The following is a 24,098-nucleotide window of genomic DNA, read 5'->3' on the forward strand; positions in this document are numbered from 1 at the left end:
TGATAGGCATTCGCATTTCGTTAAGCAAGCGTGACAGCCTCGGTCATCCACGCGTGGCGTGCATCTACTGGCCAGGGCTCCGGAATCTCAGTCTAGAAACGGAACAGAACAGTCGCTGCATGCAGCAGCAGGCCGATCAGGCCGCCCACCAGGGTGCCGTTGAAGCGGATGAACTGCAGGTCGCGGCCCACGCTCAGTTCCAGCTGCTCGACCAGGTGGCGCTCGTCCCAGCTCTTCACGGTCTGCGCGATATGGGTGGTGACGCCCTCGCGCAGGCGCCCGGTGAGGCGCTGTGCGCCTTCCAGCAGGTGCTGGTTCAATGCCTCGCGCAACGCCGGGTCCGATTGCAGGCTGTCGCCCAGCGAGGCCAGGCTGCGCTGCAGATGACCGACCAGGGCCGAATCCTCACGCTGCAGATCGCCGCGCAGGCTGGCATGGATGCGCGACCACAGGCCCTGTACGTACTCCTGCAGGGCAGGGTGGTCGATCATTTCCTGCTTGAGCTGCTCGATGCGCTCGGCCAGCGCCGGGTCTTCGCGCAGACGCTGCACGTAGTTGCCCAGCCATTGTTCGTAATCCTGGCGCAGCGAATGCTGCGGCTCGGCCAGCACCTGCTGCAGTTCTTCCAGCACCGCCCGGGCCAGGCGTTCGGCAAGGTTGTCGCCGATCTCATCAATCGGCTTGATCCAGTTCACCGTGCTCGACAGTGTCGGCCATTCACGCTGGATGTAGCGCACGATCAGCTGCGAAGCGCGCTCCTTCACTTCCGGTTGTTCCAGCCAACGCCCCAGCCGTTGCAGGCCTTCGTCCAGCACCCGCTGGTGGCGCCCATCGGCGGTCAGCAGGCCCAGCAGTTCGCCGGCGGTGGCCGATGCATTCCACTGCCGCAGCTGCTGCACCACGAAGGCATGCAGTTGCCGCCGGACTGCGGTCTCGTCGAAGAAGTCCAGCGCCTGCAGTGCCCAGCCGCGGGCCATGTCGGCCAGCATCCGGGAACGCGCGGGATCGGCCAGCCAGCTGCCGAGGCGGCTGGCCGGGTCGAACACCTGCAGCTTGGCCAGCAGCACCGTCGGTTCCAGGAACTGGTCGCGCACGAACAGGGCCAGACTGTCGCCGATGCGTTCCTTGCTGCGGGGGATGATCGCCGTATGCGGAATCGGCAGGCCCATCGGCCGCCGGAACAGAGCGACCACCGCGAACCAGTCCGCGAGCGCGCCGACCGCGGCAGCTTCGCAGAAGGCCGACACCCAGGCCCAGATACCGCGCTCACCCTGCCAGTGGCTGACCGCGAAGCCGGCCAGCATAAACAGCAACAGGCCAAGAGCGAGGGCTTTCAGGCGCCGCAGCTGGGCGCGGCGCGGATCGATGGCAGACGTCATGCCTGAAGTCTACCCGCAGGCCGGTGATGCCTACCTGTAGAGCCGAGCCCATGCTCGGCTGCCCTTTGCCGCGCGCAAGGCAGCCGAGCATGGGCTCGGCTCTACAGCGGCGTGACGCGATCGGTTACAGCGCTTCCAGCTGCTTGCGCAGGTGGGCCAGCTGCGCGCGCAGGGTGTCGTTCTCGCGGGTCAGGTTCACCACGCGACGGCGCAGGGCCGGGGCATCCTCGCCCAGCTGCTCCAGCGCAGCCAGCACCTCGGCATCGCGGCTGGCGATCTCATCCTCGTTGGCTTCTTCGAAGTCCATTTCCGGCGACTCCGTTTCCGGCTTCGGCGCGCGCGGCTTGCGCTTGGATTCACGCACACGCTTTGCGGCCTGCTTCAGTTCGTCCTTGCCACCGGCGGCAGCGGCGCGCTGCTCTTCTTCCGGCAGGTCGGCCACGGCAGCGGCGGCACTGATCGAGATCATGCCGGCCTTCACCGCTTCCACCACCTCGGCCGCGGCCTGGGCGTGGATGCGCTCGATCATGCCGACCTGGCTGGTGCTCAGCTTGGCTTCGCGGGCCAGTTCGGCGCGGCTGATCTTCGGCGCCGGCTCCCACGGCGGGCTGTCTTCGCCGGCCTCATCGGCAGGCTCGGCGGTGCCATCGCTTTCGCGCTGCAGCTGTGCCTGCTCGACCTGCTTGCGCGCGGACAGGATGTCGCGCTTGCGCAGGGCCAGCACGCCGCGCTGGAAATCGGAGACGCTGCGCCGGCCCAGGTGCTGCTCGATCATCCACAGGTGCACGTCTTCCATGCTCTGGAAGCGGGTGTTCTGCACGGTATTGAACGGCAGGCCATGCTTCTGGCAGATGCCGTAACGGTTGTGTCCATCCACCAGCACCTCGCCCCACAGCACCAGCGCATCGCGGCAGCCTTCGGCGAGGATGCTGCGCTCCAGCGCCTCGTGTTCGTCCGCGGTGAGCGGGTCGATGTAGGCCTTGAGTTCTTCTTTGACGACGATGTTCATGGGCACGGCAACGGGCAGGAGCGGAACCGCCCATTGTACCCGCTCGCCACCACCGTCCCGGGCTCAGGCAGTGGCCCGGATCATCTCGCCCAGGGTGCCGGTGATCTGGTCGATCTGTGCCTTGTCCACGATCAATGGAGGTGACAACGCAATGATGTCGCCGGTACAGCGCACCAGCAGGCGCCCGTCGTGGAAGCAGCGGCGGAACACCTCGTAGCCACGGCTGCCGGGGGCGTCCTTGCGCGGCGCCAGCTCCACCGCACCGACCAGGCCGAAGTTGCGGATGTCGATCACGTTCGGCAGCCCCTGCAGGGCATGCAACCGCTCCTGCCAGTACTCGCCCAGTTCGATCGCACGCTCGAACAGGCGTTCCTCGGCGTAGACGTCAAGCGTGGCCAGCGCCGCCGCGCAGGCCAAGGGATGGCCCGAATAGGTATAGCCATGGAACAGCTCGATGGCCTGTGGCGGACCCTGCATGAAGCTGGCATGCACGCTGTCGCCGACCAGTACGCCACCCAGCGGCACCGCGCCGTTGCTGGCGCCCTTGGCGAAGGTCAGCAGGTCCGGGGTGACGCCGAAACGCTGTGCGGCGAACGCCATCCCGACCCGGCCGAAACCGGTGATGACTTCATCGAACACCAGCAGGATGCCGTGCTGGTCGCAGATCTCGCGCAGGCGCTGCAGATACCCCGGTGCCGGCAGGATCACGCCGGCCGAACCGGCGATGGGCTCGACGAACACGGCGGCAATGGTGGAGGGATCGTGCAGGGCGATCAGCCGTTCCAGATCGTCGGCCAGCTCGGCGCCCTGGCGCGGCAGGCCCTTGCTGAAGGCATTGCGTGACAGGTCCAGCGTGTGCCGCAGGTAGTCCACGCCGCCGAGCTGCAGACCGAACTGACGGCGGTTGTTGGGCAGTCCGCCCAATGCCATGCCGCCGAAGCCGACCCCGTGGTAGGCCTTCTCGCGGCTGATGAAACGCGTGCGCTGGCCCTCGCCACGCAGGCGATGGTGGGCCAGCGCGATCTTCATCGCCGAATCCACCGCCTCCGAGCCCGAGCTGGTGAAGAACACATGGTTGAGCCCGGCCGGGGCCAGCGCCGCCAGTCGCTGCGCCAGGGCGAAGGCCGGCGGCGACCCCATCTGAAAGGCGGGCGAGTAATCGAGCGTGGCGGCCTGCTCGGCGATCGCGTCGACGATGCGCCGGCGCGCGTGCCCTGCATTGCAGCACCACAGGCCCGCCGTGCCATCAAGGATGGCGCGTCCATCCACGTCCTCGTAGTGCATGCCCTCGGCGCGCACCAGCATGCGCGGCGCGCCCTTGTACTGGCGGTTGGCAGTGAACGGCATCCAGTACGCGTCCAGTGAATCGGGGCGCTGGGTGGCCAGGTCGTGCAGGTCGCTTGCAGGGGTTTTCATGCCGGCTCCGTCGGGTCCGATGGCTGCGACTCTAGCGCAGCCGCGTCACGGATCTGTCGGCAGGCACGGCGTGGCGCCACCGTTCGGGCCTCGACCTTGTGGTAGCGCCGGGCCATGCCCGGCGAGCGCGCAGCGCGGTCGATCACGGTGGGGTCGCGGCCGCGCCGGTATAAACAAGGATCGTTGATTGCTGGAGCGACCCATGACCCACTTCCCCGACCGCAGTCACTGGCAGGCCCTGTCCAGCCGCGTGGCGATTCCCGGGCAAGCGTTCATCGATGGCCGCTACGTGGATGCCGCCAGCGGCGCGCGCTTTGACTGCATCAGCCCGATCGACGGGCGCGTACTGGGGGCAGTGGCCGACTGTGACGCGCAGGACGTGGACCGTGCGGTGGCCTCGGCGCGCCGCGCGTTCGAGGCAGGCCACTGGTCGCAGGCCAGCCCCGCCCATCGCAAGCGCGTGCTGCTGGCACTGGCCGCGCTGGTGGAGACGCATGCCGATGAACTGGCCCTGCTGGAAACGCTGGACATGGGCAAGCCGATCCGCGATGCGCGCCGCATCGACCTGCCCGGCGTGGTGCGCTGCCTGACCTGGACCGCCGAGGCGGTGGACAAGCTGTACGGTGAAATCGCGCCCACCGGCCCGCACGAGCTGGGCCTGGTGACACGCGAGGCCGCAGGCGTGGTGGCGGCCATCGTGCCGTGGAATTTTCCGCTGTTGATGGCCTGCTGGAAGATTGCGCCGGCCTTGGCGATGGGAAATTCGGTGGTACTCAAGCCCTCCGAGCGCTCGCCGCTGAGTGCGTTGCGGCTGGCCGCACTGGCGGCCGAAGCGGGATTGCCCGAGGGCGTACTGAACGTGCTGCCGGGCCACGGTTCACGCGTGGGTGAGCCGCTGGCCCTGCACATGGACGTGGACGTGCTGGCCTTCACCGGCTCCACCGCGACCGGCGCGAAGCTGCTGGAGTACGCCGGTCGTTCCAACCTCAAGCGGGTGTGGCTGGAATGCGGTGGCAAGAGCCCGCACGTGGTGTTCGCCGATGCGCCGGACCTGGATGCGGCGGCCAAGGGCGTGGCGCAGGGCATCTTCTTCAACCAGGGCGAAGTCTGCACCGCCGGTTCGCGGTTGCTGGTGCAGCGTTCGATCCGCGATGACTTCGTGCACCAGGTGATCGCCTACGGCCAGCGCATGCAGCCCCGCCATCCGCTGGAGGCGGATGCACCGATGGGGGCGGTGGTCGATGCCGCGCATGTGGACAAGGTGCTGGCCGACATCGCCCGCGCCGAAGCCGATGGCGCGCGGCTGCTGCTGGGCGGCCAGCGTGCCGAGGTGGAGGCGGGCGGTTGCTATGTGCAGCCGACGGTGTTCGACCAGGTGCGGCCGGAGCAGGCGCTGGCCCGCGAGGAAGTGTTCGGCCCGGTGCTGGCCGTGCTCGGCTTCGACGACGAAGCCGAGGCCGTGCGCGTGGCCAACGACAGCCGCTACGGGCTGGCCGCCGGCCTGTGGACGCGGGATCTCGGTCGCGCCCATCGCGTGGCCCGCCAACTGCGTGCGGGCAGCGTGTGGGTGAACGGCTGGGACGGCGGTGACATGACGGCGCCGTTTGGGGGCTACAAGCAGTCCGGCAACGGCCGCGACAAATCGCTGCATGCGTTCGACAAGTACAGCGAGATGAAGGCCACCTGGATCCAGCTGTAGCGCCGAGCCGCGCCCGGTTGCCTTTGGTAGACGCCAACCTTGGTTGGCGCCGGGCAGATTCATCCACGCATGGCGTGGATCTACTGTAGAGGCGGCATGGTGGGATTCATCCACGCAGAAAGAATTCGTTGGCATCGGTGTCGGCTGAAACCATCGCCCCGTACAGCCACTGCCCCGTGGCAGAATCGGTCGATCCGCCGTTACCCGCCTTGCCGATGTCGACGATCACCGCTGCCGCGCCACCCGTGAATTCGCCCCGCCGTGTCCTGCTGGCCAGCCTGATCGGCACCACCATCGAGTTCTTCGACTTCTACATCTACGCCACTGCCGCGGTACTGGTGTTCCCGCACCTGTTCTTCCCGGAAAGCAGCGACCAGGCCGCATTGCTGCAGTCGCTGGCGACCTTCGCGGTGGCCTTCATCGCGCGCCCGGTGGGCTCGGCGGTGTTCGGCCACTTCGGTGATCGCATCGGCCGCAAGGCGACCCTGGTGGCCGCGCTGCTGACCATGGGCCTGTCCACGGTCGCCATCGGCCTGCTGCCGACCCATGCGCAGATCGGCCTGTGGGCCCCGGCGCTGCTGGCCTTGTGCCGCTTCGGCCAAGGTCTGGGCCTGGGAGGCGAGTGGGGTGGGGCGGTGCTGCTGGCCACCGAAAACGCACCGCCGGGCAAGCGCGCCTGGTACGGCATGTTTCCGCAGTTGGGTGCACCGATCGGTTTCCTGCTGTCAGCAGGCATCTTCCTGCTGCTCGGTCGCTGCCTCGGCCAGGGCGATTTCCTGCAATGGGGCTGGCGCATTCCATTCGTGGCCAGCGCGCTGCTGGTCGGCCTGGGCCTGTGGGTGCGCCTGAACATCCACGAGACGCCGGATTTCAAGCGCGCGCTGGAGCGCAAGGCGCCGGTGCGTCTGCCGATGTGGACGGTGCTGCGCGACCATCCGCTGCCGATGCTGCTGGGTACGCTGGGTGCGTTCGCCACCTTCGTGCTGTTCTACCTGATGACGGTGTTCAGCCTCGGCCACGGCACCGCCGTGCTCGGCTACAGCCGCGAGCAGTTCCTGCTGATGCAGATGGTGGCGATGCTGTTCTTCGCCGCCGGCATCCCGCTGTCGGCACGTTACGGCGACCGCTGGGGAACGCGCCGCACGATGGCCATCGCCAGTCTGCTGATCATCGGCTTCGGTGTGCTGTTCGCACCGCTGTTCCAGCCCGGCAGTCCGTGGCTGGTGCTGACGTTCCTGTGCCTGGGCCTGTTCCTGATGGGGCTGACCTACGGCCCCTGCGGCACCTTCCTGGCCGAGATCTACCCGGTGGAGGTGCGTTACACCGGTGCCTCGCTGTCGTTCAACCTGGCGGGCATTCTTGGTGCCGCCCCGGCGCCGTACCTGGCCACCTGGCTGGCCGAGCGCTACGGGCTGGTCGCGGTCGGCTACTACCTGTGCCTGACCGCGGTGGTCACGTTGTGTGCGCTGCTGGCGCTGCAGCGCCGCCAGCGCTGATCAGCCGAAGAAGCGCTTGAGCGTGCGGCCCAGCCAGCCGCCGCTCTGGTGCTCGCGGGCGAACTGGTTCAGATGCTGCTTGACCTGTTCGGCATAGGCCTGGTCGTCGCCGCGGATGTGGTTGAACAACCAGCGCGAGAGCATGGTGCGCAGCTCGTCGCTGATGTCCTCGCCGGCCTGGAAGCGCATGCGGTATTCCGATACCCGCTTGATGAAGACCTCATGCACACGCTTGTGCGCGGCACAGAACGGATAGCCCGCTTCCTCCATCAGCTCTTCTTCGAATGCGAAGTGCGACATGGTGTAGTCGACCACCTCGTCGATCACTTCGCCTACCGCCGCGCGCTGCAGGCTGGTCTGCGCCACGTGCAGGTGGTTGAGCATCTCGATGATGCGGCGGTGTTGCTGATCGATCACATCGATGCCGATGTTCAGATCGTCCTGCCAGACCAGTAGTGCCATCCCCGGCTCCCCTTCATGCGTATGTCGGGGCCGACTGTAGAGCCGCCGCGCCGGGGCGGCGTTGATCTGGATCAAAGCATGCCGGTCAGGACAGCGCAGCTTCGCGTGGACGCAACGGGCTGGCCACCGTGGTGCAGCTGACCCGGTTGCGGCCGCCGGCCTTGGCCAGGTACAGCTGGCGATCGGCCTCGGAAATCAGCCGGTGCAGCGCATCGCGTTGCGGCCGCAGGCAGCACAGGCCGATGCTGACCGTCATGCGCAGGGTGGCGCTGCCGATGTCCACTTCCAGTGCGGCGATGCGCTGACGCAGCTCCTCGAAATAGAGCAGCGCTTCGTCCTGTTCCATGTCCGGCACCAGCAGGCAGAATTCCTCGCCGCCGAAGCGCGCGATCAGGTCCTGGCTGCGCGCGTGGTCGCCGACGGCACGGGCGACCGCACGCAGCGCATCGTCACCGGCTTCGTGGCCGTGGGTGTCGTTGATGTGCTTGAAATGGTCGATGTCGATCATCGCCACCGCCACGCACTGGCCGTGCAGCTGCAGCTGCGGCAGCTGGCGCTGGCTCTGTTCCAGGAAGCAGCGGCGGTTGGGCAGGCCGGTGAGGAAATCGCGGGTGGCCAGGTCCTGCAGCGTGCCGATCAGCTCCAGCTGGTCCACATTCTGCGAGACACGGCAGAAGAACTCTTCGCGCGAGAAGGGCTTGCGCAGGAAGTCATTGGCGCCGTTCTTCAGGAAGCGCGGGATCAACGACGCATCGGTATTGCCGGAAATGCCGATCACCGCCACCTTGTCGCGCGAACGCAGGGTGCGCAGGCGGCGGGTGAACTCCACGCCCTGCATGCCCGGCATTTCCTGGTCGACCACGGCCAGGCGGATCGCCGGATGCGCCTCGATCGCCGCCAGGCCTTCGCTGCCATCGGCCGCTTCGTACACCTCGTGGCCGTACATGCGCAGCAGGGCGGCGGCATAGCCGCGCGCGGACGGCGAGTCGTCCACCACCAGCGCGGCGATGCGCCGGTTGCGCTCCAGGCGCTGCACCAGCCACACCAGGTAGTCGATGCTGCCCGGGGTATTCTTCAGCACGTAGTCGATGATCTGCTGCTGCAGCACACGCTTGCGCAGGTCCTCGTCATACACACCGCTGACCACCACGGTGGGCAGGTTGCGCTTGAGGAAGAACTCGACCACCGCGTCGCGGTCACCATCGGCCAGCACCAGCCCGGTCAGGACCAGGAACCAGCCGTCCTCGGCAGTGAGCAGGCGGTCGGCCTCGGCCAGCGAGCTGGCCACCACCACCGGCAGCTCCAAGCGTTGCTCGATTGCCTCGCGCAGCATGCCGGTGAACGCGCGCGAGTTTTCCACCAGCAGGATCCGCTGAGGCAGGGGATCGGTCAGGTCGCCTTCCAGAGCGGCCTGCGACAGGACGGGCATGATGCGGTGGCTCATGTGGGAAAGTCTTGGCACGGATAGCGGCGGTTTCGGGTGTAACTTTAGCGCAAGGAGGCGAACCTTCTGTCGGCCAATGTTTCATGAGACCTCGGCGCCTTTGCGACGGGGAATGTCGCCCCATCGAAAAGGGGTATCCGATGTCGCGCTGCTGAGTTTGTCGTCGTAAATGGCCTTGCATGGCGCCCCTTGCGGCGCATGGGTATGCTGGCAGTGCCCCTTCCGTCCATTGCGGGGTGGACTATTTCATCCGGTCATGCGGGGCATCGCATTATCTGATCGTGGTCAGGCTTCAGTTGCCTGGACGCTGCCCATTATTTCAACCATGGAGATGCCTGTGAAATTTTCCCGATTTTCGATCGTGGCTTCTGCCGCTGCCTTGCTTGCTGCGCCCGGACTTGCTCTGGCCTGCTGTCCGAGTGGAGGCAATGGTGTCCAGATGGCGCAGGCCGGATTGGGCGAGGCTCAGCCTGCTGCCGTCAACCTCAGTGCTGATCCGGCTTGGTCCGTGTACGCATTCGAGCGTGATGGAGTCGCGTATTACCAGGTCAATGATCTTGCCGGCCAGGTGGTGCTGATCATCGCCAACATCGATTCGACATTCTGGACACTCCCGGCCGGAAAGGCACCAGTTCGCACCTCGCTGCCCTCAAGACAACTGCCCTTGCCGCAGAATGCCCGCCGACGCACTGTTTTCCATGGACCTGACTTCTCGCTTGTCGTCCACGGCGAAGGCCGCGATGCAATCTGGGCCGTCGAGTCCGCCAACAGCAGCAAGTAATCGGTGCTGGAACTGGATTGGGCCAGCCCCGCAGCGGTTGTCCGCTGCGGGGCTGGCCGGGGCACATGCCAAGCTCAGTGCCTGGTGGCTGTTTCGCTGGGATAGCTCACATTTCGAGACGGAACAAGCTGGGGGCTGTCGAGAGGCGTGTCCCGCATCATGATCCTGATCCGGTTGGCCCGGCATTGCACAGCGCCGGAGTAGGCATTTGCCCTGGCCGAGAGCCGCTCGATGGCCAACCCCTGCGTGGCAGGCGCCAAAGTACTGTGCCGATCAAGCAGAGCCACGGTGAACACGATTCCCTGCTGGCCCCCGGATCGCCCGCAACGGGCGCGGATCAGAATCTGGCCTTTTTCTTCCTCCAGCAGCAACAACACCGCTTCGGCAAGCAGACGATAGGCGGCCAACTGCAGCCCCATGCTCAGCTTGCAGGGATCGCCCGCAAGCATCGGGCGGACCAGCCGATGGCTGGAGTCCCATGCCTCGCGCAGGCCGCCGGCCTGCAATGCGACATAGAGTCCCGCGTGCTCGAGTTCGGTGGGATACACCCTGCTGGTCAATTCGCGGAACTGTCGGGAACGTGATGAGAACGTTCGCAACAGATCGGTAGCGGGGCCTTCGTGGCCGTTGGCCCTGAGCAGGTGCGCCGTTTCTCCGAGCACCGCTTCGATATCGTCGGCGATCCGGCGCAGCCCCAGTGCCCGCTCACGAAGATCCCGTTCGTTGGCAAGATGCGCCGAACGTGAAAACGCAATCGCCTGGGAGATCTCCATCGCAGGACGGGTCTGCTGGTGGTAGTGATGGGTGATGCGCGAGCCCAGTGCGAGCAGTGCGGTACTGGTGATGGCAATGATCTGCTGGGTGAAGAACGTGGTCTGGTCGAACGAGCTTGGGAGGCCGGTGGTTGGCATGGTCGCGCTCAGCATCAAGTTCATGAGCGGGACACCCACTGCCGCGCCGCGCCAGCCGTGCATGCAGGTGAGGGCGATCACAGGTAGCACCAGCAGCAACTGCAGAAGGGCGCGCGCCATGGGATCGTGGGCACCGACCAGTGCGATGAGGGCACCCAGTACACAGAGGGAACACAGCGCGGCCAGCGTTGGCGGAAGCCTCCAGGCGCTCCAGCCATAGCCGCTGTGGCGGCGCATCCACAGCAGTGCCAGCGGCGCGACCGTGAGAATAGCGATGTAGTCGCCGAGCACGAACAGCGCCGCATTGGAATAGAACGGCATGGTGGGCGGGGCGGGCCACAGCAGGTGGGACAGGCCCAGCTTCAAGGCGCTGGCCACCAATGCGGCCGATGCTGCCACCGACAGCAACCATCCTTCAGTTGTGGCTTCCATCGCCTTGCGATGGAGGTGGATGATCAGTGCAACGGCCGGCATCAGGCAGGCGGAAGCGAGAATCACCCAGCCCACGCCATAGGCTTCGATCATCGGATAACGCATCTGCGCGAAGTAGGCGTACTCGCCCAGGATGAGGTAAGGCCAGAGGCGGGGTGGGCACAGCAGCAGCGCTGCGACGCGAACGCCGGCTGGCAGGAAGAACTGATCAACCGACAGCCGCCATGTGGTCCAGCAGGTGATCGCGTACAGGGCGGCGAGCGCAATACCGACCGGTCGGATGCGGAAGCTCAGTTCAAACCCACTCTTCAACCAGTTCAAGCGCAAGCCTCCCTTGCTCGTCGCACGCTATCGCGATCCTGTCGATACATGAACCACTCCCTGACCGGACAGTATCGGGAGATATGGAAAGGCGCAATCTCCGCTTCAGCTGGTGATGCACCGCAAGGGACGCACAGACGAAATGCGGGACAATCAGAGTCACGACTGGTTTGTGACGCGCATCGCAATTCTCTACTCGCGCTGCGCGGCTGGAGGCGGTTGCTGGAATGGATCGATTCCGCTCTCGCGCCATTCTTCACGAACGGAGATCACACCCCCGGGCGGGGTATCGATCGATTCCTCCAGCAGGATTCTTATCCGATTACGACCGCAGTGCAGTGAGCCGCCGTAGGCCAGTATGCGTCCGGCCAGCTGCTCGGCCGCTTGGTCCATGGTCGATCGTGCCAGAGCATGCCTGCGGTCGATCATCGAAGCAAACAGGACAATGCCACGGCGGTCGCCGTGGACGCCGCAACGGCCGCGCACGATGAGCTGGCCGGTTTCGCCTCCAAGCAGGATTGAAACCGCCTCGACGATGGAGCGGTAGGCCGCCAGTTGGAGGTTGGAACTGAGTCTGCAGGGATCGCCACTCAGTCGAGGCTGGCAGACACGGTGAGTGCTGTTCCAGTTTTCGCGCACTCCGCCTGCCTGCAGGGCCACGTACAGCCCCAGCCTTTCCAGCGCCGCCGGGTAAATCATGCTCGCCTGTGCACGGAACAGCCGCGAATGCACTTCAGACGTGTGTTTGAGGCTGTCTGCCACTGCGTGGTGGCCTTGGGCGTGGAGCCAGTTCACCATCTCATTGAGAGACAGGTCCAGCCCGTCGCCCAGGCGGCGCAGGTGGGCGGCGCGTTCGCGCAGGTCCATCTCGCTGGACGTATGCGTTCGCCGGGCGAGAAGGAGGGTGTTCCTTCCATCTTCTTCACGCAGCCGGTGCTGGTTCTGAAAGTGGGTGATGCGGGCACCCAACAGCAACAGGGCGACACTGGCGATGGCCATGGCCTGCTGGGTGGCGAACGTCGCAGCATCGAAGGCTTCGGGTTCGATCTTTGGTGTGGTCAATCCGATGATGAGGTTCACGGTCGCTACGCCGATCGCAGCGCCGCGCCAGCCCAGTAGACACGTCAGGGCGATGGCAGGAATGGGCAGCAGCAGCAGCAACTGCAGGGAGCCGGTGGCAGCAACCGTGGCGGGTGCTACCGGCGTTGCGTGCAAGCCGATGACAAGCGTGGCAACCAGCGACGCAGCCACGGCTGCGACGGACCGCTTGGACCACGATTCTTCGCTGCGCCGGATCCACAGCAGCGCCAATGGTGCAAGAACCAGGATGCCGATGAAATCACCCAGCGCGTAGCGCAGGGCGCTGGTCAGGAAGGCGGTTTCGCGCAGCGGTGGCCACAGCAGGTGGGAAATGCCCAGATTGAGCAGGCTTACGACCACGGCAGCGCACATCGCGATGGAGATGATGCCGACGATCGTGGTGCGCTCCAGCAGCTTCCGGTGCAGGCGCACGATCAGCATCACGGCTGGCATCAGGAATGCCGAGGCGAAGATCACCCAGCTGAGGCCATATTTTTCGAGAAGGGGGATGCGCAACTGCGCGAAGTAAGCGTACTCACCCAGCAGCAGGTAGGGCCACAAGCGTGGCGGGCACAGCAGCAGAGCGGCCACACGGACGCCGGCGGGCAGATAGAACTGGTCCAGGGACATCTTGCGCGCCGCCCAGCAGGCGAGTGCATAGAGCAGCGCCAGCGCCACTCCCTCGGGGCTGACCCGGATTCTCACCAGCAGTCCATCTTTCCACCACTGCATCCACGCGCCCCTTTGTTCCTGGACCAATTATGCAAACAAAGTGCAGCGGCGGATCAAGTCACAGGGTTGACAACGGGTTGGCTACCACAACGCATCGCGCAGCTTGTACCACGACATCGCCGCCACCAGCAGCGGCATGCGCAGCAGCCGTCCGCCGGGGAAGGGCGCGTGCTGCAGGCGCTGGAACACGTCCAGACGCTCGCTCTGGCCCGCAATCGCGGCGGCAATGACCTCGCCGGCCAGCCCGGCCGCTGCCACACCGTGGCCGGAGAACCCCTGCGCGAAGTACAGGTTCCCATCCAGCCGCCCCCAGTGCGGGGCACGGTTGCGGGTGATATCCACATAACCGCCCCAGACCTGCTGCAGCGGAATGTCGGCCAACTGCGGGAACACCTGGTGCATGCGCTGCTGCATCACCCGGTGCAGGCCCGGCGGCGGCAGCGCGGAATAGCTGGCACGGCCGCCGAACAACAGGCGGTGGTCATGGCTGAGCCGGAAGTAATCCAGCGCCCAGGCGGTATCGGAGACCGCCATGTTGTTGCCGATCAGGGCGCGGGCGCGCTCGGCACCCAGCGGCGCGCTGGCGCCGATATAGGTGCCGACCGGCATGATGCGCCGTTCCAGCTCAGGCACCAGCCCCTGCAGCAGGGCGTTGCCGGCCACCACCAGATGCGGCGCGCGCACGCTGCCATGGTCGGTATGCAGCACCGCGTGTACGCCACGTTGGATGCGCGTTACCGGCGACTGTTCGTGGATGACCACTCCGGCCGCGCGCGCGGCATCGGCCAGCCCGCGGGCGTAGGCCAGCGGATGCAGGTGCGCGCTGAGCGGGTCGAACATCGCCGCGCGGTAGCGCGGGCTGTCCAGCTGCACGCGCAGGGTATCGCGCGGCCACCACTGCGTCGGATAGTCGTAGTGCTGCTGCAGATGCTCGCAGTTGGCGCGCAGGTCCCGCTCGTGGCGTGCGCGGATGGCGACGCTGGCGTGGCCCTGCACCCAATGGCAATCGATGCGATGCCGGTCGATGCGCGCGCGCATCGTCTGTACCGCTTCGCGCGACCAGTCGAACAGGTGGCGTGCATCATCGCGGCCGAGCTGGCGTTCCAGCTCGTCCACTTCGCAGCCGTAGCCGACCAGCGCCTGGCCACCATTGCGGCCCGAGGCTCCCCAGCCGATCCGCTGCGCCTCCAGCACCACCACCCGCTGGCCGCGCAGGGCCAGTTCCAGTGCGGCGGTGAGGCCGGTGTAACCGGCGCCCAGTATCGCGACATCGGCCTGCAGTTCACCGCGCAGCGGCGGCAGCGCGGCCGGTTCGGGCAGGCTGCTGGCGTACCAGCTGGGCGGGAAGGCGGCGCTCACCGGCGGCCTCGCAGAAGCGGGAAAGGGCGTCGGAGCGGGGGAGGACGGTCGGGCTTCACGCCGATAGTTTGGCCCAAGCGGAGCGCCCGTGGTGTGACGGCAGCGGCTTGCCGTTGCCGGTGCCGGGCGGGTAACGTGATTGCACGCCAAGGAGTTTTCCCCATGCGCCGCCTGCCCTGGGTGGGCCTGCCCACCGACAGCACCGTGCTCGGCCATCATCGTTTCGCGGTGGCCGGGGAAAAGTATGTGCGTGCCTTGGTTGACGCTGCGCAGGCAACGCCACTGGTGCTGCCGAGCCTGCAGCCGCCGCTGCCGGCACGCGACTGGTTGCAGGGCCTGGATGGCCTGCTGTTGACCGGCGCGGTCAGCAACATCGAGCCACAGCATTACGAAGGGGGCCGCAGCTGGGAAGGCAACCTGCACGACCCGGCCCGCGATGCCACGGCGTTCGCCCTGCTGCACGATGCGCTGGCGATGGATCTGCCGGTGCTGGCGATCTGCCGCGGCTTCCAGGAATTGAATGTGGCGCTCGGCGGCACGCTTCATCCGCAGGTGCATGCAGTGCCTGGCCTGAGCGACCATCGCGAAGACCCGCAGGCGCCGGTGGAGGTCCAGTATGGGCCCGCCCATGCGATCACCGTGGCCGATGGTGGTTGGCTGGCACAGTGGTCTGCCGGCGATCGGGTGCAGGTCAATTCGGTACACGGCCAGGGCATCGCGAGGTTGGCCGACGGCCTGCAGATCGAGGCCTGGGCCGATGATGGCCTGGTTGAAGCGGCACGCAGCCAGCGCCATCGATTCGTGCTCGGCGTACAGTGGCACCCGGAGTGGCGGGTCATGCAGACGCCGTTCTATCACGCTATTTTCCGTGCGTTCGGCCAAGCTTGCCGGCAGCACCAACAGAATCGACTGGAATCCCCATGAGTTCGCGAACGCGCCCGCGCAAGACGGCTACGCCCACGCCACCGCAGGAAAGCAGCCTGCTGCGCTGGCTGAAAGAGCGGCGCATCACCGAGGTCGAATGCCTGGTTCCGGACATCACCGGCAATGCGCGCGGCAAGATCATCCCGGCCGACAAGTTCTCGCACGATTACGGCACGCGCCTGCCGGAGGGCATCTTCGCGACCACGGTCACCGGCGAATTCCCGGACGATTACTACGACCTGACCTCGCCGTCGGACTCGGACATGATCCTGCGCCCCGACCCGGACACCGTGCGCATGGTGCCGTGGGCGACCGATCCGACCGCGCAGGTCATCCACGACTGCTATACCAAGAACGGCGAGCCGCACGAACTGGCCCCGCGCAACGTGCTGCGCCGGGTGCTGGATGCCTACACCGAGCTCGGCCTGCGACCGGTGGTTGCGCCCGAGCTGGAATTCTTCCTGGTGCAGAAGAACACCGATCCGGATTTCCCGCTGCTGCCCCCGGCGGGCCGCTCGGGTCGCCCGGAAACGGCGCGGCAGTCGTACTCGATCGACGCGGTCAACGAGTTCGACCCGATCCTCGACCTGATGTACGACTACTGCGACGCGATGAAGCTGGACGTGGACACGCTGATCCACGAATCCGGCGCGGCGCAGCTGGAGGTCAACTTCACCCACGCCAACGCGATGGACCTGGCCGACCAGGTGTTCCTGTTCAAGCGCACCATGCGCGAGTCGGCGATGCGCCACGGGGTGTATGCCACGTTCCTGGCCAAGCCGATGGAGAACGAGCCGGGCAGCGCGATGCACATCCACCAGAGCCTGCTGCGCATCAGCGATGGCCAGAACGTATTCACCGGCGAGCACGGCGGTGAGGATTTCAGCCCGTTGTTCGCCCACTACCTGGCCGGCCTGCAGAAGTACGTGCCGATGGCCATGGCGTTCTTCGCGCCGAACGTGAATTCCTACCGGCGCCTGGTGTTTGGCGAAGTCTCGCCGAGCAACGTGCACTGGGGCTTCGACAACCGCACCTGCGGCCTGCGGGTACCGCTGGATACCCCGGAAAACATGCGGGTGGAAAGCCGCTTCGCCGGTTCCGATGCCAACCCTTATCTGGCGATGGCCGCAACCCTGGCCTGTGGCCTGCTCGGCATCCGCGAGCGCCTGGCGCCGGATGCACCGGTGACCGGCAGCGCCAAGGAGCTGGGCTACGACCTGCCGCGCTCGCTGGGTGAAGCGCTGGACGGGCTGGAGCAGTGCAGCGAGCTGCAGGCACTGCTCGGCGAGCGCTTCTGCCGCGCCTACATCTCGGTCAAGCGCAAGGAATACGAGACCTTCTTCCGCGTGATCAGTTCGTGGGAACGCGAGTTCCTGCTGCTGAACGTGTGAAGGCCGCGAATAGAAAAATCCGCCGCCGGGGGGTAGGCTGGCACCCGTCGCCGGCCCGGCCGGCCCCCCTTTCCGCATTCTGGAGCACCCGATGAAGCTGCGTATCCTCACGCTCGGCCTGGCCTCCGCCATGCTTTCCGCCTGTGGCGGCGGCAACGGCGGCGGACAGGACAGCCAGGTCCTGAACGTCTACAACTACAGCGACTACATCGCCGAAGACACCATCCCGAACTTCGAGAAGCAGAGCGGGATCAAGGTCACCTACGATGTGTTCGACAGTGACGAGATGGTCGAGACCAAGCTGCTGGCCGGCAACAGCGGCTACGACGTGGTGGTGCCGACGCTGAACTTCTTCGGCCGGCAGATCCAGGCCGGTGTGTTCCTGCCGCTGGACAAGTCGAAGATCCCGAACCTGGCCAACCTCGACCCGGCGGTGATGAAGCGCATCGCCACCCAGGATCCGGGCAACCAGTACGGCGTGCCGTACATGATCGGCACCACCGGCATCGGCTACAACGTGGACATGCTGAAGGAGCGTTTCGGTGGCAGCGCCGACATCGCCAACAGCTGGGACCTGGTGTTCAAGCCGGAAAACATCAGCAAGATGAAGGACTGCGGCGTGACCATCCTGGACACGCCGGCGGACATGATTCCGATCGCGCTGCACTACCTGGGCCTGGATCCGCACAGCGGCGATCCGGCCGACCTGCAGAAGGCGGCCGACCTGCTGAAGTCGATCCGCCCGTACGTGCAGAATTTCCACTCCTCGCAGTACGTGGGCTCGCTGGCCAACGGCGGTACCTGCCTGGTGGTGGGTTGGTCGGGTGACATCATCCAGGCCCGCGACCGCGCGGCCGAGGCCAGCAATGGCGTGCACGTGGCCTACTCGATCCCGAAGGAAGGCGCGCCGCAGTGGTTCGACATGCTGGCCATCCCGAAGGATGCCAAGCATCCGGAAGCGGCCTACGCGTTCATCAACTACCTGCTGGAACCGAAGGTGGCCGCGGCCAACACCAACTTCATCCACTACGGCAACCCGGTACCGACCGCCACCCCGCTGGTGGACGAAGCGATCCGCACCGACCCGACCATCTATCCGCCGGCCGACGTGGCCGCGAAGATGTTCACCTATTCGATCAACACGCCGGAGACCGACAAGCTCTACACCCGGCTGTGGACCGAGGTGAAGACCGGCCGCTGAGCGGTCCTGGTGGCGCCGGGCCATGCCCGGCGGCTGCCTTACCCTGCGCCGGAGCCGGTACTGCCGCCCCGGCCAAGGTGCTGCAGGATGGCGGGCAGCAGGTCCCGTGCATCGCGACCGCCGTTGCACAGGAACGACGAGCTCATCCGCTGCAGGTTGTGCATGCCGATGAAGAACAGCCCGGGCTGCGGGGAGACACCGAACTCGCCGAGCGGGTAGCCTCGTTCGTCCAGCACGCCGTCCACGTCCAGCCATGGCCATTCGCTGACGAATCCGGTGGCCAGCACCACCGAATGGATGCCTGCCGCCTGCAGATCCAGCTCGCGCGGCGAAGGCGCCGGCTCCCAGTGCAGGTAGACCTCCTCGGGAATGTAGCGCGCATCGTCCGTGCGCGGTTCGGGCTGCGTTGCGTAGTACGCGCCGGCCAGTGAGTCGAGGTAGGCGTACTCGGCCCGCGTCGCTTCCATCGCGCTGTGCAGTTGCGGGCGCGCATCGGCGAAACGGGCGATGCCCCCGGCGACGCTCTGCAGGCGGCCCAGCAGGGTGATGCCTTCGCGGTGCATCGCCAGCAGGCTGATCGAGCTGCCCCTGCCGGTGCTGCCCTTGCCGGAAATCAACGGGAACTCCGCAGTGCGGGCCTTGCGCAGGGCATCGGGCTCTCCCGCCAGCACACCGGCCGATTCGCGCACATGCTGGTGGATGCGTCCGGCCATGTCCCACCAGGTCATCGAGTCCTTGCCACGCAGCCGGCGCGTATGCGAGTGGCGCTCGGCCAGCGACCAGTACACGCTGCGCCCGCTGGTGCGCAGGTCCTGGGCGATCTGCGCGCCGGACTGGCCGCCGCCGATGACCAGTACTGCGCCATCGGGAAGCTGCCGGGCATTGCGGTAGTCGGCGGAGTGCAGCACCGCCAGGTCCGGCCGCGGCGCAAACGGAACCCGTGGCATCCGGGCGCGCCGGTATTCACCGGTGGCAACCACCACCGCGCGTGCGTGGATCAACCCCTGGTTGGTTTCGATGGCATAGCCGCCGGCCTGCGGCGTGACCCGATGTGCCGCACGGCCCTCATCGATGGGCAATGACCGCTCGCTGGCGTAGTCGCGGAGCCGCTGGATCACTTCCGCTGCGGCCATGAAGCCTTCCGGATCGTCGCCCGCATAGGCGTGGCCATGCAGGGCCATCGTCGCGTTGGCGGTGTTGGTCTGGAAGGAGTCCCAGCGCCGCCGCCAGCTGGCGCCCACGGTTTCGGCTTCCAGCACGCGATGGTCGACGTTGGCCTCCTGCAGGACGGCGCTGAGTGAAAGCCCGGCCTGGCCGGCGCCGACGATGACCAGCTCCAGCCCGTGGGCTGGCGGCGCCAGGCGCTCGGGAGGGGCGGGAGGGAAGCAGTCAGCTGGGGATGTCACGCGTGTTCGTCCATGGTGGGCTTCGGTCCAGCAGATTTCGCCGGGGATGCCGCGGGCGATCAATGCTTCCGGTTCTGAAAAACGTTGCAGATTCCGGGGAGCACCGGTGGCGCTTGGCGGGGACGGCCGGCAGCAGCGGGGCAGGGAGACGGGTTATGGACGGAAGCGCGCCAATTCCGGTCGGAATCCGACAGCGGACGTGGGGCCGGCCCGGCTGTAGCCGCTGCCACCTGCCGCCGTCATATCCCCATCGGCCCCCGGCCGTTAGAATGACGGCCGCTGTCCACCGCCCGCTCCCGGAGCCCCCATGCCCGTTGAAGCCCAGCCGGAAGCCGCCGTCGTCGAAGCGACCGGTGTGCCCGGCTATCTCTCCATTCGTGATCTGCGCAAGGAATTCGATGGCTTCGTCGCCGTCGATGACGTCAACCTGGACGTCCGCAAGGGCGAGATATTCGCCCTGCTGGGCGGCTCGGGCAGCGGTAAATCGACCCTGCTGCGCTGCCTGGGTGGGTTCGAGACGCCCACCAAGGGCAGCATCACCGTCGATGGCCAGCGGATGGATGCGCTGCCGCCGTACCAGCGGCCGGTCAACATGATGTTCCAGTCCTACGCGCTGTTCCCGCACATGACGGTCGAGCAGAACATCGCCTTCGGCTTGAAGCAGGATGGGCTGGGCAAGGACGCGATCAGCAAGCGTGTCGGCGAGATGCTGGACCTGGTGCAGATGGGCCATCTGGGCAAGCGCAAGCCGCACCAGCTGTCCGGCGGCCAGCAGCAGCGTGTCGCGCTGGCTCGGTCGCTGGCCAAGGGGCCCAAGCTGCTGCTGCTGGACGAACCGATGGGCGCGCTGGACAAGAAGCTGCGCTCGCAGATGCAGCTGGAACTGGTCAGCATCATCGAATCCTCGGGCGTGACCTGCGTGATGGTCACCCACGACCAGGAAGAGGCGATGACCATGGCCACCCGCATCGCGGTGATGGACGCCGGCTGGATCCAGCAGGTCGGCAAGCCCGACGAGGTCTACGAGCAGCCGGCCAACCGCTTCGTCGCCGAGTTCATCGGTTCGGTGAACCTGTTCGACGGCGTGATCGACGAGGACCTGCCCGAATACGTGACCGTGCGCTCGCCGCTGTTCCCGGCGCCGGTCTACATCGCCCACGGCATCACCTGTTATGAAGGGCAGCCGGTCGCGTTCGCGCTGCGCCCGGAGAAGGTGATGATCGGCAAGGACGAGCCCGAAGGGCACACCAACAAGGCGCAGGGCGTGATCGAGGACATTGCCTACTTCGGCAGCCATTCGGTCTACCACGTGCGCCTGCCCAGCGGTGCCAAGGTGCTGGCCAACTTCGCCAACTCGCAGCGCTGGGCCAGCGATGGCCTGACCTGGGGCGACGAGGTGTGGGTGCACTGGCGGGACAACGACGGCGTGGTGCTGACCTCATGAGCACGGCGGGCCTGAAGCGCTGGCTGCCGGGCATGCGTGCCACGGTCATCGGCATTCCGTACCTGTGGCTGCTGCTGTTCTTCGCCGTGCCGTTCCTGATCGTGCTGATGATCAGTTTCTCGCACAGCCGGGTTGGCTCGCCGCCGTACACCTGGCTGCTGCAGTACGCCGACGGCGGGTTCTCGCTCAAGCTCAACCTCGAGAACTACCTGGCGCTGTTCCGCGATTCGATCTACGCCCAGGCGTTCCTGAGCTCGATCAAGATCGCCGCGATCTCGACCTTCCTCACCCTGCTGATCGGCTACCCGATGGCCTATGCCATCGCCCGCCTGTCGCCGGCCGCGCGCAACGTGGCGATGATGCTGGTGGTGCTGCCTTCGTGGACCTCATTCCTGATCCGCGTCTACGCCTGGAAAGCGATCCTGGACCGCAACGGCCTGCTCGACCAGTTCCTGCAGTACACCGGCCTGCAGACGCTGATGACCAATATGGGCCTGCCCAAGCTGCAGCTGATCGACACCCCGACCGCGGCCTACATCGGCATCGTGTACTGCTACCTGCCGTTCATGGTGCTGCCGCTGTACGCCAACCTGGTCAAGCATGACCATCGCCTGCTGGAAGCGGCCTACGACCTCGGTGCCAAGCCGTGGCAGGCGTTCCTGCGCATCACCCTGCCGCTGTCCAAGGCGGGCATCATCGCCGGCTGCATGCTGGTGATGATTCCGGCGATCGGCGAATTCGTGATCCCGGAAATGCTCGGTGGCGCGGAAACGCTGATGGTCGGTCGCCAGCTGTGGAACGAGTTCTTCAACAACCGCAACTGGCCGGGCGCCTCGGCGATGGCAGTGGCGATGATCCTGTTGCTGCTGGTGCCGATCCTGTTGTTCAACCGATCCCAGCAGCGCCTGCTGGAAGGAAAGCAGGCATGAGCCCACGTTCTGCCAAGGGCCTGGGGCTGGGCGTGCTGCTGCTCGGCTTCGCCTTCCTGTACCTGCCGATCCTGCTGTTGATGTTCTATTCCTTCAACAGCTCGCGGTTGGCCATGGTCTGGGCCGGGTTCTCCACCCGCGCCTACAGTGACCTGTTCGCCGACCGCGCGCTGATGGATGCGATGTGGACCAGCCTGGTGGTCGCGTTCTGGACCGCCTGTACCGCCACCGTGCTCGGCACGCTGGCGGCAATGGTGATGACCCGCTTCAAGCGCTTCCGCGGCAAGCCGTTCTTCGGTGCGCTGGTGACCGCGCCGCTGGTGATGCCGGACGTGATCCTCGGCTTCTCGCTGATGGCGCTGCTGGCCTCGATGGGCGCGATTCCGGGCTTCCCGGCGCGCGGCCTGGCCACCATCTGGATCGCCCACGTCACCTTCACCCTGTGCTTCGTCACCGTGGTGGTGTCCTCGCGCCTGCAGGAAATGGACCTGTCGCTGGAAGAAGCGGCGATGGATCTGGGCGCGAGCCGGCTGACCGTGTTCGGCCGCATCACCCTGCCGATCATCGCGCCGGCGCTGGTGGCCGGCTGGCTGCTCGCCTTCACCCTGTCGCTGGACGACGTGGTGGTGGCCAGCTTCGTCGCCACACCGGGCTCGACCACGCTGCCGATGAAGGTGTTCGCCTCGGTGCGCATGGGTATCAGCCCGAAGATCAACGCGCTGGCTACGCTGCTGGTATCGGCGGTGTCGATTGCCGCGGTGATCGGCTGGTACATCAATGCGTGTGCCGAGAAGCGGCGCCAGCGCGACCTGCAGCTGGCACGCCAGGACAACGGCTGAACCGGCAACATCCGGCTCACGGCGGCCGGCGCACAATGGGGGTCACCCTGATGGAGACCCCCAATGACCGTCGAGATCATCAACCCGGCCACCGGCCAGGTGACCTACCGCCATGAGCTGATGGACGCCGCTGCCATCGAGCAGCGTCTGCAGGCGGCAGCTGATGCGTTCCCGCGCTGGGCCGAGCGCTCGCTGCAGGAACGTGGCGCGATCCTCAAGCAGATCGCTGGCCAGCTGCGTGCGCGCCGCGACGACCTGCAGCAGGCCATGACCAGCGAAATGGGCAAGCTGAAGGCCGAAGCCCTGGCTGAGGTGGAAAAGTGCGCGAGCACCTGTGAGTTCTATGCCGACCACGCCGCCGACTACTTGAAGCCGCAGCTGATCGATACCGAGGCGCAGCGCAGCTACGTGCGCTATGAGCCGATCGGCTGCGTGTTTGCGGTGATGCCGTGGAATTTCCCGATCTGGCAGGTGTTCCGCTTCCTGGCTCCGGCGTTCATGGCCGGCAACGTGGCGCTGCTCAAGCACGCCAGCAACGTGCCGCAGTGCGCCGACCTGATCCTGGCGGTATGCCGCGATGGCGGCCTGCCCGATGGTGTATTCGATGTGCTGCACATCGACAATGACCAGGCCGCCGAGGTGCTGCGCGATGCACGGGTGAAAGCCGTGACCCTGACCGGCAGCGAGCGGGCAGGGCGCTCGATTGCATCCAACGCTGGCAGCCAGTTGAAAAAGTCGGTGATGGAGCTGGGCGGCAGCGACGCCTTCGTAGTGCTCGATGATGCCGACCTGGACAAGGCCGTGGCCGCGGCGGTGAAGTCGCGCTTCGACAACAGTGGCCAGACCTGCATCGCGGCCAAGCGCTTCATCGTGGTTGAAGCGGTGGCCGATGAATTCACCCGGCGCTTCGTCGAAGCCGCAGGCGAGCGCCAGTACGGCGACCCTAACGAGCGCGGCACCACGCTGGCGCCGATGGCCCGTGCCGACCTGCGCGACGAACTGCACAAGCAGGTACAGGCCAGCGTCGCCAAAGGTGCGCGCGTGCTGATCGGCGGCGAACCGATCGCCGGTTCGCATGCGGGCTACCCGGCCAGCGTGCTCGACCAGGTGGGGCCGGGCATGCCGGCCTATGACGAAGAACTGTTCGGGCCGGTCGCCGCCGTGATCCGGGTCAAGGATGAAGCCGAGGCGCTGCGCGTGGCCAACGACACCCGCTTCGGCCTCGGCGGCAGCGTGTGGACGCGCGACCCGGTACGCGGTGAGTCCTTCGCCCAGCGCATGGAATGCGGCGCAGCGTTCGTCAACGCCATCGTCAAGAGCGATGCGCGGTTGCCGTTCGGCGGCAGCAAGGAATCAGGTTTCGGCCGCGAACTGGCCGACCACGGCATCCATGAGTTCATGAACATCAAGACCATCTACGTGGCTTGATGGATTGTCCAATGC

20 protein-coding genes are annotated in these 24,098 nt (G+C 66.4%); 10 read left to right on the forward strand and 10 right to left on the reverse strand.

Annotated features, from left to right (window positions below; genetic code table 11):
• Nucleotides 1–92: 92 nt before the first annotated feature.
• From CR919_RS10575 to CR919_RS10585, 3 genes are all read right to left on the reverse strand, one after another.
• Nucleotides 93–1,379 (reverse strand): DUF445 family protein, encoded by a 1,287-nt coding sequence (locus tag CR919_RS10575; protein WP_099819996.1) that lies wholly within the window; start codon nucleotides 1,377–1,379, stop codon nucleotides 93–95.
• 124 nt (nucleotides 1,380–1,503) lie between these two features.
• Nucleotides 1,504–2,388, reverse strand: a complete 885-nt coding sequence (locus CR919_RS10580) for a plasmid replication/partition related protein (RefSeq protein ID WP_099819997.1) — start codon at nucleotides 2,386–2,388, stop codon at nucleotides 1,504–1,506.
• Nucleotides 2,389–2,451: 63 nt separating this feature from the next.
• Nucleotides 2,452–3,804, reverse strand: coding sequence for an aspartate aminotransferase family protein (locus CR919_RS10585; protein ID WP_099819998.1), 1,353 nt, complete (start codon nucleotides 3,802–3,804; stop codon nucleotides 2,452–2,454).
• A gap of 202 nt (nucleotides 3,805–4,006) precedes the next feature.
• On the opposite strand from CR919_RS10585, the gene CR919_RS10590 reads away from it, so the two are divergent.
• Nucleotides 4,007–5,503: an aldehyde dehydrogenase gene (locus tag CR919_RS10590; RefSeq protein ID WP_099819999.1), complete on the forward strand. Its 1,497-nt coding sequence runs from the start codon at nucleotides 4,007–4,009 to the stop codon at nucleotides 5,501–5,503.
• A 106-nt stretch (nucleotides 5,504–5,609) separates the two neighbouring features.
• Here the strand turns inward: CR919_RS10590 and CR919_RS21415 are convergent, their stop codons facing one another.
• Nucleotides 5,610–5,732 carry a hypothetical protein gene (locus CR919_RS21415; RefSeq protein ID WP_279324053.1) on the reverse strand — a complete coding sequence of 41 codons (123 nt, stop codon included), beginning with the start codon at nucleotides 5,730–5,732 and terminating at the stop codon, nucleotides 5,610–5,612.
• On the opposite strand from CR919_RS21415, the gene CR919_RS10595 reads away from it, so the two are divergent.
• Nucleotides 5,719–6,999, forward strand: coding sequence for an MFS transporter (locus CR919_RS10595; RefSeq protein WP_099820000.1), 1,281 nt, complete (start codon nucleotides 5,719–5,721; stop codon nucleotides 6,997–6,999). The two genes, CR919_RS21415 and CR919_RS10595, sit on opposite strands and share 14 nt — an antisense overlap.
• Here CR919_RS10595 and CR919_RS10600 read toward each other — a convergent pair whose 3' ends face one another.
• Together CR919_RS10600 and CR919_RS10605 are read right to left on the reverse strand one after the other, a co-directional pair.
• A complete protein-coding gene (locus CR919_RS10600) occupies nucleotides 7,000–7,461 on the reverse strand; it encodes a bacteriohemerythrin (protein ID WP_025875341.1) in 462 nt (153 codons plus the stop codon). It abuts the gene before it with no gap.
• An 85-nt stretch (nucleotides 7,462–7,546) separates the two neighbouring features.
• Entirely contained in the window at nucleotides 7,547–8,890 is a 1,344-nt protein-coding gene (locus CR919_RS10605; RefSeq protein ID WP_099820001.1) for a diguanylate cyclase, read from the reverse strand.
• Between the two features lie 271 nt (nucleotides 8,891–9,161).
• Here CR919_RS10605 and CR919_RS10610 point away from each other — a divergent pair, with 271 nt between their 5' ends.
• The gene (locus CR919_RS10610) at nucleotides 9,162–9,686 is read left to right on the forward strand and encodes a hypothetical protein (RefSeq protein WP_243380079.1); all 525 of its coding nucleotides are present in this window, start codon (nucleotides 9,162–9,164) and stop codon (nucleotides 9,684–9,686) included.
• Between the two features lie 74 nt (nucleotides 9,687–9,760).
• On the opposite strand, the gene CR919_RS10615 is transcribed toward CR919_RS10610, so the two are convergent.
• From CR919_RS10615 to CR919_RS10625, 3 genes are all read right to left on the reverse strand, one after another.
• Nucleotides 9,761–11,350 (reverse strand): MASE1 domain-containing protein, encoded by a 1,590-nt coding sequence (locus tag CR919_RS10615; protein WP_099820203.1) that lies wholly within the window; start codon nucleotides 11,348–11,350, stop codon nucleotides 9,761–9,763.
• A 192-nt stretch (nucleotides 11,351–11,542) separates the two neighbouring features.
• Nucleotides 11,543–13,162, reverse strand: coding sequence for an MASE1 domain-containing protein (locus CR919_RS10620; RefSeq protein ID WP_099820003.1), 1,620 nt, complete (start codon nucleotides 13,160–13,162; stop codon nucleotides 11,543–11,545).
• Nucleotides 13,163–13,243: 81 nt separating this feature from the next.
• Nucleotides 13,244–14,482 carry an FAD-binding oxidoreductase gene (locus tag CR919_RS10625; RefSeq protein WP_243380096.1) on the reverse strand — a complete coding sequence of 413 codons (1,239 nt, stop codon included), beginning with the start codon at nucleotides 14,480–14,482 and terminating at the stop codon, nucleotides 13,244–13,246.
• A 201-nt stretch (nucleotides 14,483–14,683) separates the two neighbouring features.
• Here CR919_RS10625 and CR919_RS10630 point away from each other — a divergent pair, with 201 nt between their 5' ends.
• From CR919_RS10630 to CR919_RS10640, 3 genes are all read left to right on the forward strand, one after another.
• Complete coding sequence (locus CR919_RS10630) at nucleotides 14,684–15,445, forward strand: gamma-glutamyl-gamma-aminobutyrate hydrolase family protein (protein ID WP_099820005.1); 762 nt, start codon at nucleotides 14,684–14,686, stop codon at nucleotides 15,443–15,445.
• Nucleotides 15,442–16,836, forward strand: a complete 1,395-nt coding sequence (locus tag CR919_RS10635; RefSeq protein WP_089239973.1) for a glutamine synthetase family protein — start codon at nucleotides 15,442–15,444, stop codon at nucleotides 16,834–16,836. The genes CR919_RS10630 and CR919_RS10635 overlap by 4 nt, the downstream gene beginning before the upstream one ends.
• Nucleotides 16,837–16,927: 91 nt before the next feature.
• Nucleotides 16,928–18,037 carry a polyamine ABC transporter substrate-binding protein gene (locus tag CR919_RS10640; RefSeq protein WP_033830748.1) on the forward strand — a complete coding sequence of 370 codons (1,110 nt, stop codon included), beginning with the start codon at nucleotides 16,928–16,930 and terminating at the stop codon, nucleotides 18,035–18,037.
• 38 nt (nucleotides 18,038–18,075) lie between these two features.
• On the opposite strand, the gene CR919_RS10645 is transcribed toward CR919_RS10640, so the two are convergent.
• Nucleotides 18,076–19,398, reverse strand: coding sequence for an NAD(P)-binding domain-containing protein (locus CR919_RS10645; RefSeq protein ID WP_243380099.1), 1,323 nt, complete (start codon nucleotides 19,396–19,398; stop codon nucleotides 18,076–18,078).
• A 352-nt stretch (nucleotides 19,399–19,750) separates the two neighbouring features.
• On the opposite strand from CR919_RS10645, the gene potA reads away from it, so the two are divergent.
• The 4 genes from potA (at nucleotide 19,751) to CR919_RS10665 (ending at nucleotide 24,083) form a co-directional block, all read left to right on the forward strand.
• Entirely contained in the window at nucleotides 19,751–20,887 is a 1,137-nt protein-coding gene (gene potA, locus CR919_RS10650) for a polyamine ABC transporter ATP-binding protein (RefSeq protein ID WP_099820006.1), read from the forward strand.
• Nucleotides 20,884–21,816, forward strand: coding sequence for an ABC transporter permease subunit (locus tag CR919_RS10655; RefSeq protein WP_099820007.1), 933 nt, complete (start codon nucleotides 20,884–20,886; stop codon nucleotides 21,814–21,816). The genes potA and CR919_RS10655 overlap by 4 nt, the downstream gene beginning before the upstream one ends.
• Nucleotides 21,813–22,655 carry an ABC transporter permease subunit gene (locus tag CR919_RS10660; protein WP_099820008.1) on the forward strand — a complete coding sequence of 281 codons (843 nt, stop codon included), beginning with the start codon at nucleotides 21,813–21,815 and terminating at the stop codon, nucleotides 22,653–22,655. The genes CR919_RS10655 and CR919_RS10660 overlap by 4 nt, the downstream gene beginning before the upstream one ends.
• A gap of 63 nt (nucleotides 22,656–22,718) precedes the next feature.
• Complete coding sequence (locus CR919_RS10665; protein ID WP_099820009.1) at nucleotides 22,719–24,083, forward strand: NAD-dependent succinate-semialdehyde dehydrogenase; 1,365 nt, start codon at nucleotides 22,719–22,721, stop codon at nucleotides 24,081–24,083.
• Nucleotides 24,084–24,098 lie beyond the last annotated feature (15 nt).

Origin of the sequence: Stenotrophomonas sp. LMG 10879, from assembly GCF_002750935.1 — a bacterium.
Classification (GTDB): domain Bacteria; phylum Pseudomonadota; class Gammaproteobacteria; order Xanthomonadales; family Xanthomonadaceae; genus Stenotrophomonas; species Stenotrophomonas lactitubi_B.